Genomic DNA, 16172 nt, shown 5'->3' with positions numbered 1-16172 from the left:
GCGGGCATCGCCCGACAAAAAGGGCAGTGCAGGCATGAAATTCACCACCAAGGAAGACATCGAAGCACCGATTGAACATGTGTTCAAAGAGGTATCGGATTTCAGCAGTTTTGAAAGATCGGCGCTTCGTCGCGGTGCCGATATCAACCGGATCGATTCCCATGCGACCGCTCAGGTTGGCTCGGCTTGGGATGTGGCGTTCAAGTATCGTGGCAAGGAACGCCGCCTGCGCGCGACCCTGACCAGCATCGAAGCCCCCAACGGGTTTACGGCCAGCATCGCTTCCAAGAACCTTGAGGGCGTGACGCAGGTCGATCTGGTGGCATTGTCACGCAGCCGCACACGGTTGACGGTGTCGGTTGACATGACCCCAAAGACGCTGGCCGCGAAACTGCTGGTGAAATCCTTGTCCCTTGCCAAGGGTAACATCAACAAGCGCTTTGCCCTGCGGGTCGCCGACTTTGCCGAGGACGTCGAAGAACGCTTTACCAAAACCGCCTAGGGGCTATTTGTCCCGCTTGATTTCGTGTCGCCGCGCCGCTGACGGGTAAACGCCCATCACATGCAGGTGGTCGGTAAAGTAATCCAGTTCGTCCAGCGCCAGTTGCACGTTGCGATCATCCGGGTGGCCTTCAATTTCGGCATAGAACTGTGTTGCCGTGAAATGCCCGCCGACCATGTAGCTTTCCAGCTTGGTCATGTTCACGCAGTTGGTCGCAAAGCCGCCCATTGCCTTGTAAAGCGCGGCGGGAATGTTGCGCACCCGAAAGACAAAGCTGGTCATCATCACATGCTTGCCGCGTTTTTTGTAATCGGGTTCGCGCGACATGATCAGGAACCGCGTGGTGTTGCGGTCATGGTCCTCGATATTGCGGGCCAGCACCTTGAGACCGTAGATATCGGCGGCCAGTTCGGATGCGAGTGCCGCGACAGTGCGATCCTCGCCCGATGCAACATCGCGCGCGGCGCGGGCGTTATCCGAGCTGACCTGCCCCCTGATCCCGTGTTCGCGCAGGAACCCGGCACATTGCGGGAGGATCACCACATGCCCAAGGGCCGTCTGGATATCATCTACGCGCGCATCGGGTAGCCCCAGCAGGTTGATATGCACACGCACGAAGGCTTCATCGACGATATGCAGCCCGCTTTCGGGCAGCAAGGAATGCACATCGGCCACGCGACCATAGGTCGAGTTTTCGACAGCGATCATCCCAAGGTCGGCTTCGCCCTTGCGCACTGCTTCGATGGCATCGTCAAATGTGGCGCAGGGCAGGGGTTCAAAGTTGGGACGGGCTTCGGCACAGGCCTGATGGCCGTAGGCGCCCAGTTCCCCCTGAAAGGCGATTTTTGCGGTCATTTTGGTGTCCTTCCCCCCTGGACTCGAAAAATGGGCATTTCGTCGCGGTGCTACACCTTGCAAGATGGGCATGGAAGCGGATACACGTCTGCCAACCTTTGATCGAAACGGAACGCGACATGTTCGACACAATGACATTGACGAAAATTGTAGGGGCTTTGTGCGGCACCCTGCTGGTATTTCTGCTGGGCGGTTGGGCCGCGGAATCGATTTATCACAGCGGTGGTGGTGGCCACGGCGACGATCATGCCCAGGCCTATTCGATCGAAGTCGAAGGCGACGATCATGGCGGTGATGTAGTTGTCGACGAAGGTCCGGCCTTTGAAGAAGTTTACGCGATGGCCGACGCGGCCGAGGGCGAAGGGCTGTGGCGCAACTGTCGCTCGTGCCACGCGCTTGAGGCAGGCGAGAACGGCACCGGCCCTTACCTTTATGGTGTGGTCGGCCGCGAAGTCAGCGCGGCCGAAGGCTTTGGCTATTCCGGCGCGCTGGTCGCGGTGGCCGATGCTTGGACGCCTGAAAATCTGAACCTGTTCCTTGAGAACCCCAAGGGTTTCGCCCCCGGCACCGCGATGAGCTATAACGGGATGCGCAAGATCGAAGACCGCGCGAACCTGATCGCCTATCTGGACAGCCTTGACGACTGATCTGGCCGGCAAGCCACGTATTCGGGCCGCTCCTGACTGGGGCGGCCTTTTTCGTTTTGAAGTGCCTTGATCACCAGTTGATCACGCAATCTCAACTTGAATGTTGGCGGCCTGCACCTTTAGCGTTGTGTCACCGCATACGACCAAAGGAGAATTTGATGAATCGTCCTGTCATTCGCCAACCCCGCGTCCGTGTCGCTGTTCCCGCCAAAGACCGCGCGCGGCTTTGGGTCACCGGGGCTGCGATCATGATCGGCGGCGCGCTTTGTGCGCATCAGGCGCTGGCGGACAGTCACGAGGTGATCATCACCAGCCACGGGTTTTCCAACTTTGGCGAATTGGCCTATCCGGCAGATTTCACACATCTGGATTATGTAAACGTGGACGCGCCCAAAGGCGGTGAAATCGCGATCTGGGCGCAGGGCACCTTTGACAGCATGAATCCCTTTGCCACCCAGCGGGGAACGCCGGGTCGTCTGGCAAGCATCCCCTATGAAAGGGTCATGAGCGCGACGGCGGACGAGGTTGGATCGTCCTATTGCCTGTTGTGTGAAACCATCGAATACCCTGAAAGTCAGGATTGGGTCATTTTCCACATGCGCACGGATGTAACGTTTTCCGACGGCACCCCGATGACGGCCCATGACATGGTCTTTAGCCACGAATTGCTGCGCGACGAAGGCACGCCGTCTTACGGATCATATGTCAAACAGGTGATCGCTTCGGTCGAGGCTTTGGATGACCATACCGTCAAGTTCGTTTTCGCCGAAGGTATCCCGCGCAAGGGGCTGATCTCGCTCGTTTCCAGCACGCCGGTCTGGAGCCAGGCGTGGTATGAAGAAACGGGCGCGAAACTGGATGAAAGCCGCTTTGAAATCTCACCCGGCACGGGCCCCTATATGCTGGACAGCTACGACGCGGGTCGCCGGATCATTTATCGCCGCAATCCCGATTATTGGGGCGCGGAACACCCTCTTGGCGTTGGTCACAATAACTTCGACACGATCCGCGTGGAATACTTTGCCGATACCACAACCGCGTTCGAGGCCTTCAAGTCGGGCGAATATACGTTCCGGCAGGAAAACAGCAGCCTGACATGGGCAACGGGGTATGATTTTCCCGCGCTGACAAACGAATGGGTGGTGCAGGATGTGGTGCCTGTCGGCACCGTGCCAAGCGCGACAGGTTTCCTGCTGAACCTGCGCAATCCCAAGTTTGACGATGTGCGCGTCCGCGAAGCGCTGGGACTGATGTATAATTTCACCTGGACCAACGACACCCTGCAATACGGGCTGTTCGCACAACGCGAGAGTTTCTGGCAAGGCAGCGAACTGGCCGCGACGGGTGTGGCCGAGGGGCGCGAACTGGAACTGCTGCAATCGGTGGCCGATCTGATTGATCCGGCCCTGCTGACTGATCCGGTTGTCATGCCGCACACATCCGGTGAGCGCCAACTGGATCGCGGCAACCTGCGCGCCGCCCTTGCCCTGATGGAAGACGCAGGCTGGGTCGCGGGTGACGATGGATTGCTGCGCAATGACGCAGGTGAAACCTTTACGCTGGAATTCCTGAGCGTCAGCCCGTCGTTTGACCGGATCGTCATGCCCTACATCGACAATCTGAAACGTCTTGGTGTGGATGCCACTTATAACCGCGTGGACCCCGCCCAATACCAGCTGCGCAGCCAGACGTTTGATTACGAGATGATTTATGACGGCTATACGTCGGGCCTTGAGGAAGGGAGCGGCCTCGGCCAGAAATACGGGTCCGAAGATGTGGACGATGTGTTCAACCCCGCCGGATTTTCGCACCCCGCCGTGGATGCCTTGATTGATGCGGTCGAAGCGGCGGAATCCTATGATGAAATGGCCGCAGGTGTGCGGGCCATTGACCGGATCATGCGGGCCGAGCGGTTTATCACCCCTGCGTGGTATCTGGGGAACCGCTGGTTGGCCTATTACGACATGTTCGAGCGCCCGGACGAATTGCCACCCTATGCCATAGGCGAACTGGATTTCTGGTGGTATAACGCCGACAAGGCCGAAGAACTGCGCGCCGCAGGTGCGTTGCGATAACAAGGCCGGGTAACGGGCAGGTATATGGGCGCTTACATCCTTCGACGGCTGTTGCTGATCATTCCCACATTGCTGGGGATCATGATCATCAACTTTACACTGGTGCAATTTGTGCCCGGTGGCCCGATCGAACAGATCATTGCCCGCATGGAAGGCGGCGGCGACGTCTTTGAAACCATCGCAGGCGGTGGTGGTGATGTTGATTTCGGCGCCGAAGCCAATAGCGAATATGCCGGTGCGCGCGGTCTGTCCCCTGAATTCATCGCCGAACTGGAAAAGCAGTTCGGGTTCGACAAGCCGCCAATTGAACGCTTTTTCAATATGATGTGGGACTACATGCGCTTTGATTTCGGAGAAAGTTATTTCCGCTCGATCAGCGTGTTCGATCTTGTCGTGGAAAAGATGCCCGTGTCGATTACGCTGGGCCTGTGGTCAACGCTGATCGCTTACATCATCTCGATCCCGCTGGGGATCAAGAAGGCGGTGCGCGATGGATCGCGGTTTGATACCTGGACCAGTGGCGCGATTATCATCGGCTATGCGATACCGGGATTTCTGTTTGCGATCATCCTGCTGGTGCTGTTTGCTGGCGGGAACTGTTTTCGCCTGCCGCTTGGCGCGTCCGAGGTCATCCGCGAAAATGCCCGCTGGCTTTATGACCTGAACCCGACCTGCCGACAAACCTTCCCGTTGCGTGGTTTGACCAGTGATAATTTCGAAAGCCTGTCGTGGTTCGGTAAGGCAAAGGATTACCTTTGGCACATCGCCCTGCCGGTTGCCGCCAGCACGATCAGCGCCTTCGCGACCCTGACATTGCTGACAAAGAACAGCTTTCTGGACGAGATCAAGAAGCAATATGTCATGACAGCCAAGGCCAAGGGACTGACCGAAAAGCGGGTGCTTTATGGCCATGTGTTCCGTAATGCGATGTTGATCGTGATTTCCGGTTTTCCGGCGCTCTTTATCGGTGTGTTCTTTGGTGGATCGCTGATTATCGAGACGATCTTTTCGCTTGACGGTTTGGGCCGGTTGGGGTTCGAGGCGGCGATTGCCCGCGATTATCCTGTGATCTTTGGCACCTTGTTCACCTTTTCGCTGATCGGCTTGATCGTCGGTATTCTGACCGACCTGACCTATGTGTTCATCGACCCGCGCATTGACTTCGAGAGGCGCGGCTAATGGCGTTGTCGCCCCTGAACCAACGCCGCTGGCGCAACTTCAAACGCAACCGCCGTGCGCTGTGGTCGCTGTGGATATTCCTGTTCCTGTTCGGGCTGAGTTTGCTGGCGGAATTTCTGGCCAACGATAAACCGATCATGGTCAACTATCGTGGCGAAATCCGGATGCCGGTGTTCAGTTTTTATTCTGAACGCGACTATGGCGGGGATTTCCCGACAGCCGCGAACTATGGCGATGTCGAGGTGCAGTGCCTGATCATCAGTGGCGGGCTTGAGGATTGCTTTGATGATCCCGAAGGCATCATCGCGGCCGCGGATACAGGCAATCTGGCGAATGACGGATTTGCCAAGGGATGGATCCTCTGGCCACCGATCCCTTATTCCTATGACACGATCGTTGATGTACCCGGTGTGGCCCCGTCACCGCCCGATGACAACAACTGGCTTGGCACGGATGACACCAAACGCGATGTGGTTGCGCGTGTGATCTATGGTTTCCGCCTGTCGATCGTGTTCACAATCATCGTCACCACCTGCGCGTCCCTGATCGGCATCGCGGCGGGGGCCATTCAGGGGTATTTCGGCGGCTGGACCGATCTGATCTTCCAGCGTGTGATCGAAATCTGGGGCGGCACGCCGTCCCTTTATGTCATCATCATTCTATTCGCGATATTGGGGCGCAGTTTCTGGCTCCTTGTGTTGCTGACAGTGCTGTTCGGCTGGCCCGCGTTGGTGGGCGTGGTGCGGGCAGAATTCCTGCGGGCCCGCAATTTCGAATACGTGCGCGCGGCCAAGGCGCTGGGCGTCAAGGACCGCACGATCATGTTCCGGCACATGCTGCCCAATGCGATGGTGGCGACCGTGACGATGCTGCCGTTTATCATTACCGGCACGATTGCCACGCTCGCCAGCCTTGACTTTCTGGGCTTCGGCTTGCCGTCATCTGCGCCGTCGTTGGGCGAAATGACCCTGCAAGCCAAACAGAACCTGCAAGCGCCGTGGCTGGCATTCACCGCCTTCACAACCTTTGCGGTGATGTTGTCGCTGCTGGTGTTCATATTCGAAGGCGTGCGCGATGCCTTTGACCCGCGAAAGACGTTCTCATGAAGACAGTGCTGGACGTTCAGAACCTTAGTGTCGATTTCCGTCAGGACGGAGAAGTGACCCACGCCGTGCGCGGCGTGTCGTTCACAGTGGGTAAGGGCGAAACTGTCGCGCTGGTTGGTGAAAGCGGATCAGGCAAATCGGTGACAGCCCTGTCGTCGGTTGATCTGCTGGGCGACAGCGCCACGGTCAACGGATCAATCACCTATAACGGCACCCAGATGATCGGCGCGCCCGAAGATGATCTGCGCCGTGTGCGTGGCAATGACATCAGCTTTATCTTTCAGGAACCGATGACCAGCCTGAACCCGCTGCACACGCTGGAAAAGCAACTGGCGGAAAGCATCGAATTGCATCAGGGGTTGCGCGGTGCGGCGGTGCGCCAGCGGATCATTGATCTGCTGAACAAGGTTGGCATTCGTGACCCTGAAACGCGCCTTGGCGCCTATCCGCACCAGCTGTCGGGCGGGCAGCGCCAGCGCGTGATGATCGCGATGGCACTGGCCAACGGACCTGAACTGTTGATCGCGGATGAGCCGACTACGGCGCTGGACGTGACCATTCAGGCGCAAATTCTTGATCTGCTGGCCGAACTGAAAAATCGCGAGGGGATGAGCCTGCTGTTCATCACCCACGACCTGACCATCGTGCGCAAGATTGCCGATCGCGTCTGTGTGATGAAAGATGGCGAGATCGTCGAGCAAGGCAGCACCGAAGGCGTTTTTACCAATCCGCGCCACCCCTATACGCGGATGCTGCTGGCCGCTGAATCCACGGGCCAGCCCCTGCCCGTTCCCGAAGGGGCCGAGGTGGTGGCGCAGGCGGAAAACCTCAAGATATGGTTTCCGATCCACAAGGGTTTGTTGAAACGCACTGCGGGTTACGTAAAGGCCGTCAATGACGCGACGCTGACCGTGCGCGCAGGCGAAACCGTGGGCATCGTGGGCGAAAGCGGGTCGGGCAAGACCACGCTGGCACTGGCAATGATGCGATTGATCCGATCCGAAGGGCGGATTGTGTTCCTTGGGCAGGACATTCAAGGCTATCGCGATGGGCAGATGCGGCCTTTGCGATCAGGTATGCAGATCGTGTTCCAAGACCCTTATGGCAGCCTTAGCCCGCGTATGACCATCGAACAGATCATCGCCGAAGGTCTGGGTGTGCATGGGGTCGATCCGGGCCGCGATCCGCGTGATATGGTGGCGGAAATCATGCGCGAAGTGGGGCTGGACCCCGCCTTGATGGACCGTTACCCGCACGAGTTTTCAGGAGGCCAACGCCAGCGCATCGCCATTGCCCGCGCGATGATCCTGCGCCCGCGTTTGCTGGTTCTCGACGAACCCACCAGCGCATTGGACATGACCGTGCAGGTGCAGATCGTGGAACTGCTGCGCGATTTGCAAGCGCGCCACGGGTTGGCCTATCTGTTCATCAGTCACGACCTGAAAGTCGTGCGCGCCCTGTCGCACAAGGTCATGGTGATGAAGCAGGGCGATGTGGTCGAAGCAGGTGACGCCGACGCGATCTTTGACGCGCCCCAAAGCGCATACACCCGCGCCCTGATGAAGGCCGCGTTCGAGGGCGAGGTCGCCTAGGGCGCGATTGTCACGGTGGCCGGGGATAGCCCGGCGATTTCAACGACGCAGGTTTGCCCCTTGGTCAACGGCCCCACGCCCGCCGGTGTTCCCGTCATGATCAGATCGCCCGGTTGCAAGGTCACAAGGCCCGACAGATAGGCGATGATATCAGCCACGGGCCAGATCATATCGGCGGTGCTGGCGTCCTGACGCAGCGCACCATCGACGGTGCAGGTGATGCGGGCGTTGTCCGGATGTCCGACTTCGGCAACGGGATGAATGTCGCCAATGATGGCCGATTTATCGAACCCCTTGGCCATATCCCATGGACGGCGCGCGGCCTTGGCTGCGGCCTGAAGATCGCGGCGGGTCAGGTCGTTTCCGGCGGCGTAACCCCAGACAAATGACAAGGCGTCAGCACGCGGAACATCTGCACCTTCGCGCCCGATCAGAACGCAAAGCTCGGCCTCGTGGTGAAAATCCTGCGTTGCGGGCGGGTAGGGGATTGATGCGCCGGTGCGCACGGCGGCGCTGGCGGGTTTCATAAAGAAAAACGGTGGATCAGCGGCATCATTGCCCATCTCGCGCGCGTGTTCGGCGTAGTTGCGCCCGACACAAAAGATGCGGTGTAGTTCGACATAAGAATCGGGTTCACTGGTCGGATGCGCCATCAGATTGGGCGCGCGCAGTTGAAGAATCGCCATGGGGTTCCCTTTCACATGCCCCTAATAGGGAAGGGGCGGGCGTGAAACGCAAGCCGCTTAGGACGATGGCCCGATCATAAAGCAGGTGGTGCCACGCGCTTGCAGGCGGCGACAGGCTAGATCGGCGGTTTCGCGGGTCAGCCCCATGAAATTCGCATCAAACCCGCGCGTCGACTGGTTCACGCGGCGCAAAGACCCGTCCAGCGTGGACATTTCGTTCAGGGCGACACGCAGCAGAACACGTTCGGCCTGATAGCGCGAATTATAGCGCCCGACATTGATGCCCCAGTGACGCCCGCCCGATGTGGAAATACGGGTGACGACTTCGGGTTGGCTGGGCGCTGCGGCGGCTGGTGTGTCGGCCGAGGCCATGACCAGATCTGCGGGCCGTGCAGGTGGTGCTTCTGATGTGGCGGGTGCCGCAACTTCGGCGGCAACGGCGGCGATTTCTTCGGCTTGCGCTTCGATCACTTCGGCGACGGCGTCTTGAATGACGTCAGCATTGGCCAGCAGCAATTCGGGTTCCGGTGCGGCCTCGGGTGTGGGGCGCGCGATGGGGCGCAGGCTGCGTGTCACCAAACCGTTGACGCGTATCGTGCGGCCAGCGGTGCCGGGTGCTGCGGGTTCGGGGGCCGCGGATGCAATCGCGCCGTAACTTGGCTCGTCGGGGGCGGAAAGCGGTGCGCGTGACGGTGCGCGGGCAAAGCCCATGTCCATCAGTTCTGTTACCCGTGCATTTCGCGCAGCCGTCGATGAACCGCCAAACATCGTGGCGATGATCCGTTCGCTGCCCCGTTCAGCCGATGCAACAAGATTAAAGCCTGCCGCGCGGGTGTAACCTGTCTTGATCCCGTCCGCGCCGCGGTAGGCGTCAAGGAAACGACGGTTTGTGTGGCTGACGGTGGCAATGCCGGCATCGGCGGTGCGGCGTGAAAACAGGTTATAATACTGGGGAAAGTCGTAGATTACGTGGCGGCCAAGGATCGTCATGTCGCGCGCGGTGGATTGGTGCCCTGCTTCGGTCAGCCCGTGGGCGTTGCGGAATGTTGTGCGGGTCATGCCCATGGCGGCGGCGGCGCGGTTCATGCGGCGGGCAAAGGCGGCCTCGTTCCCTTCAAGGGCGATCCCGATTGCAGTGGCAGCGTCATTGGCCGATTTCACGGCGGCGGCGCGGATCAGATAGCGCAGCCGGATACGTTGCCCTGCGCGCAGGCCCAGCTTGGATGGGGGTTCGTTGGCGGCGAGCGGGGTGATGGTCACTTCGGTATCAAGGCTGATCTCGCCGTTTTCGATAGCCTGAAAGGCAAGATACAGCGTCATCATCTTGGTCAGCGATGCGGGATGCAGCCGCGTGTCGGCATTGCGCGAATGGAGCACTTCTCCGGTGCGGGCATCCATGACCATCGCTGCATAGGGTGCGGCGCGACTGGCCAGGGGAGCCAAAGCCGCCATCACCATCACAAACAGAAGTAATATCCCGGTTAATGCCGGGTGTCCCAAACGTCGTTTCACGACACTGCCTCGTTCTACTGCCTCGTGGCGCCTGTTTTTTGATGGCACCTTTGATTTGAACGAACATTAGCACGAGTTTGCGTTTCAGAAAATACCCTAATTTCAAAGACTTTGGTGTCGCTCTTAAACCTCAGATGGCATATTTAGGGGCAAACCTACCCGGTCTGCGCTAGATAGGCGAATGTGGCAGAATTTGGGCGCGCCGCCCGATTTGCTGTTCGCGTTGCATATTCGCAGGCGGGCGGGCCATCGCTGTCAACCGATGCCCCCCCGAAAACGGCCCCTTTTCATGTGGGCACGCACGGTTATATAAAGCCCAGCGATGACTGATTTCAGGAACCCCATGCCCGCCGACGTTTTGAAGATGGCCAAGAACGATGATGACGGCGATGGTGACATCGGCGTCAAACTCGAGACGCGTCAAAAGACCAAGCGTCCGCCGATGTATAAGGTCATGATCCTGAATGACGACTACACGCCGATGGAATTTGTCGTGCATGTGTTGGAACGGTTCTTTGGCATGTCGCATGCGCAGTCGTTTGAATTGATGTTGACGGTCCACAAAAAGGGGCTTGCCGTGGTCGGTGTCTATAGTCACGAGATTGCCGAGACCAAGGTTGCGCTGGTGATGGATTTCGCCGCCCGCCACGAACATCCACTGCAATGCACGATGGAAAAGGAATAGGCCCGCGGGCCGTTTCCCATGTCCGTTTCACGCCTTAGCACAGCCCTTGATGGCGGATTGGTCCTGCCTGACGATGGTGTGATCGCCGTGATGCGCCCGCCTGCAACCTATGCTCTGGGGGATTTGCCCCGTGATCGGGTGCAGGTGGTGCAGGGGTTCCGCCCTGATTTTGACTATTGGGCCGCTGCGGGCTTTCCGGTTTCCGCTGATCTGCCGGATGCTGCAAGCGCTGTTGTTGTCGTTGTGCCACGTGCCAAGGCGCTGGCGCGCGATATGGTTGCGCGCGCCTGTGCGCTGACGCCGGATGGGTTGATCATTGTGGACGGCAACAAGACCGATGGCGTTGATAGCCTGTTCAAAGAAGCGCGCAAGCGGTTGGGTGATGTTGCCAGTGTGACCAAGGCACATGGACGCTGTTTCTGGTTCCGCGCCAGCGATGTATTTGCCGATTGGGTGGCTCCCGCGCCTGCAAAGGGCGCGCATGGTTTTGTCACCACGGCTGGCGTCTTTTCCGAAGGGTCGGTTGATCGCGGGTCTGCGCTTTTGGTCGAGAACCTGCCACCCAAGATGAAGGGCCGTGTTGGCGACCTTGGGGCGGGTTGGGGTTATCTGTCAGCACAGATGCTGGACCGTGCGGGGATCACTGCGATTGAACTGATCGAGGCCGAGGCACTTGCGCTGGATTGCGCCCGCCAAAACGTGACCGACCAGCGCGCCTTGTTTCATTGGGCCGATGCCACGACGTTCCGGCCTGCAACGCCATTTGATCATGTGATCTGCAATCCGCCGTTTCATACAGGACGCGCGGCTGAACCCGCGCTGGGGCAGGCGTTTATCGCGGCGGCTGCAAAGATGCTGACTCCGCGCGGCGCGTTGTGGTTGGTTGCCAACCGGCAACTTCCCTACGAGGCGCCGTTGAAAGCCGCGTTTCGTGACGTCGCCCAGATCGCGCAGGACGGGGCGTTCAAGGTTTTTCATGCCTCTCGCCCCGCGCGATAAAATCAACTAGCGTTTCCTTTCGGGAATCAGGAGACCCCCATGTCATTTTCCATTGCTGGCAAGACCGCCATCGTCACAGGTGCGGCAAACGGTGTCGGCCTTGCCATCGGGCGGCATTTTCTGGCGGAAGGTGCGAATGTGATCTTTGCCGATATGGACGAGGATGCCTTGCTCAAGGAAGTGGGCGAAAGCGAGGAGGGCGGTTCCTTTCGCATTTTTGCTGGCGATTTGCGCGAAAAGCTGACGATTGCGAACCTGCTTTCGGCCACGATTGACGCGTTTGAGCGTGTCGATATTCTGGTCAATGCCTCGCGCCAGATGGTTGTTGCGGATGCGCTGGATCCTGATGAAGACGGCGTGGACATGCTGTTGCAGCAGAACCTGATGACATCACTGCGCCTAAGCCAGGCCATTGCCAAGCGAATGATCAAACAGGCCGAGGACCAGGACGAAGGTCCGGCCGGATCAATCATCAACCTGTCGTCGATTGCGGCGCGGCGCACGCATCCCAAATTGCTGGCCTATTCTGTCAGCACGGCGGCGCTGGACCAGATGACACGTTCGCTTGCCGTGGCGCTTGCGCCGGAACGGATTCGTGTGAATGCCGTTGCCTTCGGGTCGGTGATGAGTGGCAGTTTGAAAGACTGCCTGCGCGACAATGACGACTTTCGTGACGATATCATTGAACACACCCCCCTGAACCGGATCGCGGGGCCCGGTGAAGTGTCCGATGCGGTGCAATATCTGGCGTCTGATGCATCCAGCTTTGTCACCGGTCAGATCGTGACAGTGGACGGCGGACGCACCTTGATTGATCCGGTGGTCGCGCCCGCGCACTGATCATTCAGGATGTATCGCAATGCACTGCTGGGTTGCGGCCCGGGCGCGGCGCTGTTCCTGCACCTGACGTTCCTGAAGCGAGCGCAGCTTGGCCCGTTCGGCGTTCAGATCAATTGCAACGGGGACATTGCGCGTAAAGGTTTCGGTTTCCTCGCAGGGAAAGCGAAATGTTGATCCGTCCGCATTCGTGCCTTCGCACGACCTGCGCAAAACACGAACTTCCTGTTGTTCCGCAAGGGCATAGCCGCGTGACAGGTTGCCTTGGGTTTCGCTGATCAGGCTGTTGATGACGCGCAAGTCGCGAGTGCCTTGATTGATGCATTGTTCGCGCGGGGTGGCGCAGGCCACGAGGGCAAGAAGGGGGACTAGCAAAACGGGCGCGCGCATGGGCAGATCCTTATTCGTCGGTGGTCGATCGCCACAAGGGATGATATTCGCAATTGTTATGCAATAACAGGGAGCCACGGGCATGGTTGAAGACGCAATGGAATCGCAAAAGACGCAGGCGGCCGCATGGTTCAAGACGCTGCGCGATGAAATTGTTACGGCATTTCAAACCCTTGAAGACAGCCAGACGGTGGGCCCTTTTGCAGATGCCCCCGCTGGCCGGTTCGAGGTGAGCGAAACGACACGCGCCAGTGATGACGGATCGGACGCCGGTGGCGGGCTGATGAGCGTCATGCGGGGGGGCCGTGTATTTGAAAAGGTCGGGGTCAATATCTCGACCGTCTATGGCACCTTGGGGCCGCGCGCGCAGGCGGCGATGGCGGCACGCAAGGGGCTGGATGGCATGGCCGATGATCCGCGGTTCTGGGCGTCCGGCATTTCGTTGGTGGCGCATATGCAGAGCCCGCACACACCTGCGGTGCATATGAATACACGGATGTTCTGGACACCGCATGCATGGTGGTTCGGGGGCGGATCGGATCTGAACCCCTGCATCGAATACGCCGAGGACACGGCGCATTTCCACGCCGTTCAAAAGGCGCATCTTGATCCGCATGGGGACGGGCATTATCCGCGGCTAAAGGCTTGGGCGGACGACTATTTTTACATCCCGCACCGTGGTCGCGCACGCGGTGTCGGCGGCATTTTCATGGATGATCATTGCACCGGTGATTGGGCCGCGGATTTCGCCCTGACCCAGGACATCGGCCGCGCGTTCCTGCCCGCGTTTTTGCCCTGCGTGGAAGCCCGCCGTAACATGGAATGGGGCGCCGCCGACAAGGATGCGCAACTGGTGCATCGCGGGCTTTATGCGGAATACAACCTTGTCTATGACCGCGGCACCAAATTTGGGTTGGAGACGGGCCATGACGCCAATGCGGTGCTGATGAGCCTGCCACCGATGGCGAAATGGGTGTGATGGCTTAACGCCCGATGTCCCAGTGCGGCGAATCAGAGGTTAACGCCCGTATTTGTTGGGGTTTGCCGCGTATGGAAGCCGTCTGGAAAGCGTATGGAAACCGTATGGCTGAGGTATGGTTATAGTCGTGGTTAACGCACCGCGCTTCCGGTTTTGTTAACGCTTGTTAAGGGTTGGTTTGCAAATGCAGTGAAGGACCGCTTCGAGTTCAGAATCACCGATGCTGCGCAACCGACGAACGTCCGGTTTTGCTCACACCAGTTTCTAAGAGTTTTACGCAGTTCATCATCAACACAGGTTCAGGAAGGCTTCGCTGCCCTAGCCAACCAAGATGCCCCACGCCATGACTGGCATCGCAACGAAACTTGGTGCCCAGATCACTGTGCGCAGGACGGGGATACCTGCAAAGAAGATCGGGACATAAAGCACCCGCGAGATGATTGTGGTGAACGCGGCGACGACCGTCCAGATGTTGGAAACATCCAGCGCCACAGCCATCACCGCGAGGGGTAGATAGATGATCGCGCCTTCCTTGAGGTTGGCGAGCGTTTTGTCGACCCGCCTGCCGAACGGCCCCATACGCGGTTGCGGTTCGTCACGATTTGAAAAGCCAAAGGCATTTCCAGCCGTGATCCCCGCATAGGTGGCTTGGGTTACGACAACGGCAAACAACAACATGGCATATATTAGGATGCTCAGGGCTTCGATTGTCATTGAATCACTTCCTTATTGTTGCTTTCGACTTCGGCGATGAAGGTCAGGACGCGCGCCAGATAGTCTTCGGCAGCGTCCTCCCATGCGTAGTGAGCAGCTCCTTCTATGATGGCAAAGCGGCTGTTGGGCAGCAGGTCATCCAGCCGCCTTGAATTAAAGACTGACACGAAAGTATCAAACTCGCCGTGCAGCACTTGCACAGGTGTTTCGATCTTCAAGGCGGCGTCCTGAAGTTGAGGTGTCTCGTTTGGATAGCTTGCAAGGTATCCAACTTGCCCCCTGAGCTTTGCAAATTTCAACGACCCTGCCAGATAATCGGCCTTGGCGGCGGCCGTGGGGCGGCTGAGCCGGTAGCCAATCGCATTTGCCGCTGCGCAATAGATGCGCCCTCCGATGGCGCCACCGGCTGACAGTGTCGCAAGTTGGATTATGCGGGAGTAGACCAACCCTCTGAACAGCCACGCGCCTTCGACAACCCCGACACAGCCTGCGTCACCGACCGTTGCGGATTTCAATCGGCGCGGTGAAGCGGCCATGTATCGCAGCGCCATTGGCGTGCCGATATCAGGGCCAATGAAATGGGGATGACCGAGGTCGAAATGATCAAGAATTTTACCGAAAAAGTCGGCATGCTGACTGACGGTCGTGACATGCCGTGCGGCATCGGAGCCGCCATGGTTTGGCAGGTCCACAGCCACAACATCGAACTTTTCGGCCAAGCGATCCCACCACGCCTCATAGGTCAGGATACTCATCGGTTGCGGCGAGGTCAGGACGACCTGCGGCTTGCCGGAATTGCGTGCGGTGGCGTATCTGATCTGAAGGCCGTCGATTGTGCAGAACTTAAGGTTCATGTCAGCGCAAACCGGCGGTGACGGCCCGCAATGCGTAGATCGGCAAGGCGAGAGTGATAAAGACGCGCGGAATATGGCCCAGCAACCAAAGCGCGCGGATTGTGCCCGCATTTTCGTCCGTGACCGGCCCGACCAGCGCGATGCCCGTGTAGAAAGACAGGGTATCCGCTACCGGTGAGCCGACCGCTTCTGCGAGCCTCACGTTGAGCGGCATGTGGAAGAACACCGTGATCAGCGAGACCGCAAGATAGAGCCAAAGCGCGATGACCCAGTTGTAGCGCGCCGGGGCATTCTGCCAATCGAGCCGGGCCGACAGGATCAGGCCCACCGGCATCAATAAGAACAGCGGCATGATCGTGTAGAGGAAACTGCTGAACTGGGGAAAGAACTGGGTGACAAAATGTGCGGGCGTGAGCGCCAGCCAATAGACCCCCATCGACAGCCCGATGAAAAGATTGGCGCCGAAGAACGCGGCCGCGCTGATAACGGCCAGCGCGTTGACGCGTGTGCGATAGGGATCATCGGTCATTTTGGGCTCTTTCTGCTATATGTGAAGGAGG

The 16172-nt window shown here is 58.8% G+C and carries 17 protein-coding genes; 10 read left to right on the top strand and 7 right to left on the bottom strand.

Annotated elements, in window-relative coordinates:
- Positions 1 to 34: 34 nt before the first annotated feature.
- Entirely contained in the window at positions 35 to 502 is a 468-nt protein-coding gene (locus tag SJY21_RS08325) for an SRPBCC family protein (protein ID WP_377508840.1), read from the top strand.
- A 3-nt stretch (positions 503 to 505) separates the two neighbouring features.
- On the opposite strand, the gene SJY21_RS08320 is transcribed toward SJY21_RS08325, so the two are convergent.
- Positions 506 to 1357: a prephenate dehydratase gene (locus tag SJY21_RS08320; protein WP_377508837.1), complete on the bottom strand. Its 852-nt coding sequence runs from the start codon at positions 1355 to 1357 to the stop codon at positions 506 to 508.
- A 119-nt stretch (positions 1358 to 1476) separates the two neighbouring features.
- On the opposite strand from SJY21_RS08320, the gene SJY21_RS08315 reads away from it, so the two are divergent.
- The 5 genes from SJY21_RS08315 to SJY21_RS08295 all read left to right on the top strand — a co-directional run bounded on the left by SJY21_RS08315 (position 1477) and on the right by SJY21_RS08295 (position 7956).
- The gene (locus tag SJY21_RS08315) at positions 1477 to 2004 is read left to right on the top strand and encodes a c-type cytochrome (protein WP_377508835.1); all 528 of its coding nucleotides are present in this window, start codon (positions 1477 to 1479) and stop codon (positions 2002 to 2004) included.
- 158 nt (positions 2005 to 2162) lie between these two features.
- Positions 2163 to 4079 (top strand): extracellular solute-binding protein, encoded by a 1917-nt coding sequence (locus tag SJY21_RS08310; RefSeq protein ID WP_377508832.1) that lies wholly within the window; start codon positions 2163 to 2165, stop codon positions 4077 to 4079.
- 24 nt (positions 4080 to 4103) lie between these two features.
- A complete protein-coding gene (locus tag SJY21_RS08305; protein ID WP_377508829.1) occupies positions 4104 to 5258 on the top strand; it encodes a microcin C ABC transporter permease YejB in 1155 nt (384 codons plus the stop codon).
- On the top strand, positions 5258 to 6364 hold the full coding sequence (locus tag SJY21_RS08300) for an ABC transporter permease (protein ID WP_377508826.1): 1107 nt from the start codon (positions 5258 to 5260) through the stop codon (positions 6362 to 6364). Before SJY21_RS08305 ends, SJY21_RS08300 begins: the two co-directional genes overlap by 1 nt.
- Complete coding sequence (locus tag SJY21_RS08295; RefSeq protein WP_377508823.1) at positions 6361 to 7956, top strand: ABC transporter ATP-binding protein; 1596 nt, start codon at positions 6361 to 6363, stop codon at positions 7954 to 7956. Before SJY21_RS08300 ends, SJY21_RS08295 begins: the two co-directional genes overlap by 4 nt.
- Here SJY21_RS08295 and SJY21_RS08290 read toward each other — a convergent pair.
- Positions 7953 to 8642, bottom strand: coding sequence for a fumarylacetoacetate hydrolase family protein (locus SJY21_RS08290; protein ID WP_377508821.1), 690 nt, complete (start codon positions 8640 to 8642; stop codon positions 7953 to 7955). The two genes, SJY21_RS08295 and SJY21_RS08290, sit on opposite strands and share 4 nt — an antisense overlap.
- Positions 8643 to 8699: 57 nt before the next feature.
- Positions 8700 to 10094: a D-alanyl-D-alanine carboxypeptidase family protein gene (locus SJY21_RS08285; protein ID WP_377508818.1), complete on the bottom strand. Its 1395-nt coding sequence runs from the start codon at positions 10092 to 10094 to the stop codon at positions 8700 to 8702.
- A 403-nt stretch (positions 10095 to 10497) separates the two neighbouring features.
- Between SJY21_RS08285 and clpS the strand changes: the two genes are divergently transcribed.
- From clpS to SJY21_RS08270, 3 genes are read left to right on the top strand one after another with little or no spacing between them, the layout of a single operon-like run.
- Positions 10498 to 10839, top strand: coding sequence for an ATP-dependent Clp protease adapter ClpS (gene clpS, locus SJY21_RS08280; protein WP_377508815.1), 342 nt, complete (start codon positions 10498 to 10500; stop codon positions 10837 to 10839).
- An 18-nt stretch (positions 10840 to 10857) separates the two neighbouring features.
- Positions 10858 to 11838 (top strand): class I SAM-dependent methyltransferase, encoded by a 981-nt coding sequence (locus SJY21_RS08275; protein WP_377508812.1) that lies wholly within the window; start codon positions 10858 to 10860, stop codon positions 11836 to 11838.
- Between the two features lie 39 nt (positions 11839 to 11877).
- A complete protein-coding gene (locus tag SJY21_RS08270) occupies positions 11878 to 12678 on the top strand; it encodes an SDR family NAD(P)-dependent oxidoreductase (RefSeq protein WP_377508810.1) in 801 nt (266 codons plus the stop codon).
- Here SJY21_RS08270 and SJY21_RS08265 read toward each other — a convergent pair whose 3' ends face one another.
- Entirely contained in the window at positions 12679 to 13065 is a 387-nt protein-coding gene (locus SJY21_RS08265) for a hypothetical protein (protein ID WP_377508808.1), read from the bottom strand.
- Between the two features lie 82 nt (positions 13066 to 13147).
- Between SJY21_RS08265 and hemF the strand changes: the two genes are divergently transcribed.
- Complete coding sequence (gene hemF, locus SJY21_RS08260; protein ID WP_377508805.1) at positions 13148 to 14044, top strand: oxygen-dependent coproporphyrinogen oxidase; 897 nt, start codon at positions 13148 to 13150, stop codon at positions 14042 to 14044.
- Positions 14045 to 14362: 318 nt separating this feature from the next.
- On the opposite strand, the gene SJY21_RS08255 is transcribed toward hemF, so the two are convergent.
- From SJY21_RS08255 to SJY21_RS08245, 3 genes are read right to left on the bottom strand one after another with little or no spacing between them, the layout of a single operon-like run.
- Positions 14363 to 14758, bottom strand: coding sequence for an MAPEG family protein (locus SJY21_RS08255; protein ID WP_377508802.1), 396 nt, complete (start codon positions 14756 to 14758; stop codon positions 14363 to 14365).
- Positions 14755 to 15612, bottom strand: a complete 858-nt coding sequence (locus SJY21_RS08250) for an alpha/beta fold hydrolase (protein WP_377508801.1) — start codon at positions 15610 to 15612, stop codon at positions 14755 to 14757. The genes SJY21_RS08255 and SJY21_RS08250 overlap by 4 nt, the downstream gene beginning before the upstream one ends.
- Before the next feature lies 1 nt (position 15613).
- Positions 15614 to 16141: a hypothetical protein gene (locus SJY21_RS08245; protein WP_377508798.1), complete on the bottom strand. Its 528-nt coding sequence runs from the start codon at positions 16139 to 16141 to the stop codon at positions 15614 to 15616.
- Between the last annotated feature and the right edge of the window lie 31 nt (positions 16142 to 16172).

The organism is Octadecabacter sp. R77987, assembly GCF_042466115.1.
GTDB lineage: Bacteria > Pseudomonadota > Alphaproteobacteria > Rhodobacterales > Rhodobacteraceae > SW4.
The sequence above is the reverse complement of the archived record's forward strand: the minus strand, read 5'-3'. Positions and strand labels throughout refer to the sequence as shown.

Bases quoted from the DNA above. Each gene is read 5' to 3' on its own strand.
- hemF (WP_377508805.1), top strand. From the start codon at position 13,148: ATGGTTGAAGACGCAATGGAATCGCAAAAGACGCAGGCGGCCGCATGG.
- SJY21_RS08270 (WP_377508810.1), top strand. From the start codon at position 11,878: ATGTCATTTTCCATTGCTGGCAAGACCGCCATCGTCACAGGTGCGGCA.
- SJY21_RS08275 (WP_377508812.1), top strand. From the start codon at position 10,858: ATGTCCGTTTCACGCCTTAGCACAGCCCTTGATGGCGGATTGGTCCTG.
- SJY21_RS08265 (WP_377508808.1), bottom strand. From the start codon at position 13,065: ATGCGCGCGCCCGTTTTGCTAGTCCCCCTTCTTGCCCTCGTGGCCTGC.
- SJY21_RS08295 (WP_377508823.1), top strand. From the start codon at position 6,361: ATGAAGACAGTGCTGGACGTTCAGAACCTTAGTGTCGATTTCCGTCAG.
- SJY21_RS08305 (WP_377508829.1), top strand. From the start codon at position 4,104: ATGGGCGCTTACATCCTTCGACGGCTGTTGCTGATCATTCCCACATTG.
- SJY21_RS08290 (WP_377508821.1), bottom strand. From the start codon at position 8,642: ATGGCGATTCTTCAACTGCGCGCGCCCAATCTGATGGCGCATCCGACC.
- clpS (WP_377508815.1), top strand. From the start codon at position 10,498: ATGCCCGCCGACGTTTTGAAGATGGCCAAGAACGATGATGACGGCGAT.
- SJY21_RS08315 (WP_377508835.1), top strand. From the start codon at position 1,477: ATGTTCGACACAATGACATTGACGAAAATTGTAGGGGCTTTGTGCGGC.
- SJY21_RS08255 (WP_377508802.1), bottom strand. From the start codon at position 14,758: ATGACAATCGAAGCCCTGAGCATCCTAATATATGCCATGTTGTTGTTT.
- SJY21_RS08320 (WP_377508837.1), bottom strand. From the start codon at position 1,357: ATGACCGCAAAAATCGCCTTTCAGGGGGAACTGGGCGCCTACGGCCAT.
- SJY21_RS08325 (WP_377508840.1), top strand. From the start codon at position 35: ATGAAATTCACCACCAAGGAAGACATCGAAGCACCGATTGAACATGTG.
- SJY21_RS08250 (WP_377508801.1), bottom strand. From the start codon at position 15,612: ATGAACCTTAAGTTCTGCACAATCGACGGCCTTCAGATCAGATACGCC.
- SJY21_RS08245 (WP_377508798.1), bottom strand. From the start codon at position 16,141: ATGACCGATGATCCCTATCGCACACGCGTCAACGCGCTGGCCGTTATC.
- SJY21_RS08310 (WP_377508832.1), top strand. From the start codon at position 2,163: ATGAATCGTCCTGTCATTCGCCAACCCCGCGTCCGTGTCGCTGTTCCC.
- SJY21_RS08285 (WP_377508818.1), bottom strand. From the start codon at position 10,094: ATGGCGGCTTTGGCTCCCCTGGCCAGTCGCGCCGCACCCTATGCAGCG.
- SJY21_RS08300 (WP_377508826.1), top strand. From the start codon at position 5,258: ATGGCGTTGTCGCCCCTGAACCAACGCCGCTGGCGCAACTTCAAACGC.